Origin of the sequence: Streptomyces sp. NPDC002130 (genome assembly GCF_040296465.1) — a bacterium.
Lineage (GTDB): Bacteria > Actinomycetota > Actinomycetes > Streptomycetales > Streptomycetaceae > Streptomyces.
In genome coordinates, this window is sequence record NZ_JBEOXI010001071.1 from 1 (window position 1) to 1,174 (window position 1,174).

Genomic DNA, 1,174 nt, shown 5'->3' on the forward strand with positions numbered 1-1,174 from the left:
GCTACAAGGGCGACAGCGGGGCGCTCGAGTGGGGTTCCATTCCTCGACGCGCTCAGTTGCCGGCGCAATCGCGGCAGGTGCCGAAGATCTCGACGGTGTGACTCACTTCGGTGAAACCGTTGTCCTCGGCGATGGTCTGTGACCACTGCTCGACCGTCGGGCCCTCGACCTCGACGGTGAATCCGCAGTTGCGGCACACCAGGTGATGGTGGTGCCCGGAGGAGCAGCGTCGGTAGACGGACTCACCCGTGTCGGTGCGGAGGACGTCGATGGTTCCGGCGTCGGAGAGTGCCTGCAGCGTGCGGTAGACGGTGGTAAGGCCGATGCCTTCACCGCGCTTGCGGAGTTCGTCGTGCAGTTCCTGTGCCGATTTGAATTCGTCGATGTCGTCGAGCAGGGCGGAAATGGCGCTGCGCTGTTTCGTGGAACGAACGCCGACGGTGGCCGGTCCACGTTTCGAGGTTGTACTGCCCGGAGTGTTCATGCGGTGGAATCTCATCCTTCTTCGGCGTGGGCGACAGCGTCGACGACGATGTGTGCGAGGTGATCGTCGACGAGTCGATAGAGAACTTCTCGTCCGTTGCGCTCGCCGCGGACGACGCCCGCTGCTTTGAGTACGCGCAGATGCTGGCTGATGAGTGGCTGAGTGACACCGAGGGCGCCGACGAGTTCGTGAACGCAACGCTCCGACTCGTGCAACTGGAGCACGATCGCGATGCGAACGGGTGCAGCCAGTGCCCGCAGAATTTCGCCGGCTGCCGCCAGGGTTTCCTTGGGCGGCACGGGCGCGGGAGGTGCGGCTTCGAACGGATCGTGCGTGTGTCCGAGGTCGGAATGATCATGGCTTTTGTGGAGATCGCCGGTATCCGCAATGCTCACAGCGAGGCTCCTTCGAGGGGTAGATCATGATGTCCGGGCATAGCCATCTCACCACATTATTGCAAATCACTTTCATTTTGATATGCACAAGTATGCATGTCAACCTTGGACGGAAGTGCGTGGCAGCCGCCAGATAGGCTGATGGTGCGAAAAGCGCACGAAAATCATGCATCTATTACCCAGATGGAGAGCAATCGAGTGCCCGGATACGGCTGAACCCGACGTCGCTGTCCGTGCTGGGCTGGGCCTACGGGGAGCCGGCGATCGAGAGCTGGAACGACGTGGGGCACCTCGG

General features: G+C 61.8%; 2 protein-coding genes and 1 pseudogene. 1 reads left to right on the top strand and 2 read right to left on the bottom strand.

What is annotated here, in order from left to right; all coding sequences use genetic code 11:
- Positions 1-52: 52 nt before the first annotated feature.
- Both ABT116_RS48480 and ABT116_RS48485 read right to left on the bottom strand, forming a co-directional pair.
- Positions 53-484 (bottom strand): Fur family transcriptional regulator, encoded by a 432-nt coding sequence (locus tag ABT116_RS48480; protein ID WP_095969984.1) that lies wholly within the window; start codon positions 482-484, stop codon positions 53-55.
- 11 nt (positions 485-495) lie between these two features.
- Positions 496-879 carry an ArsR/SmtB family transcription factor gene (locus ABT116_RS48485; RefSeq protein ID WP_003944457.1) on the bottom strand — a complete coding sequence of 128 codons (384 nt, stop codon included), beginning with the start codon at positions 877-879 and terminating at the stop codon, positions 496-498.
- Positions 880-1,076: 197 nt separating this feature from the next.
- Between ABT116_RS48485 and ABT116_RS48490 the strand changes: the two are divergent.
- Positions 1,077-1,174 (top strand): annotated as a pseudogene (locus ABT116_RS48490) (histidine phosphatase family protein); the annotation flags it as partial.

Bases quoted from the DNA above. Each gene is read 5' to 3' on its own strand.
- ABT116_RS48480 (WP_095969984.1), bottom strand. From the start codon at position 484: ATGAACACTCCGGGCAGTACAACCTCGAAACGTGGACCGGCCACCGTC.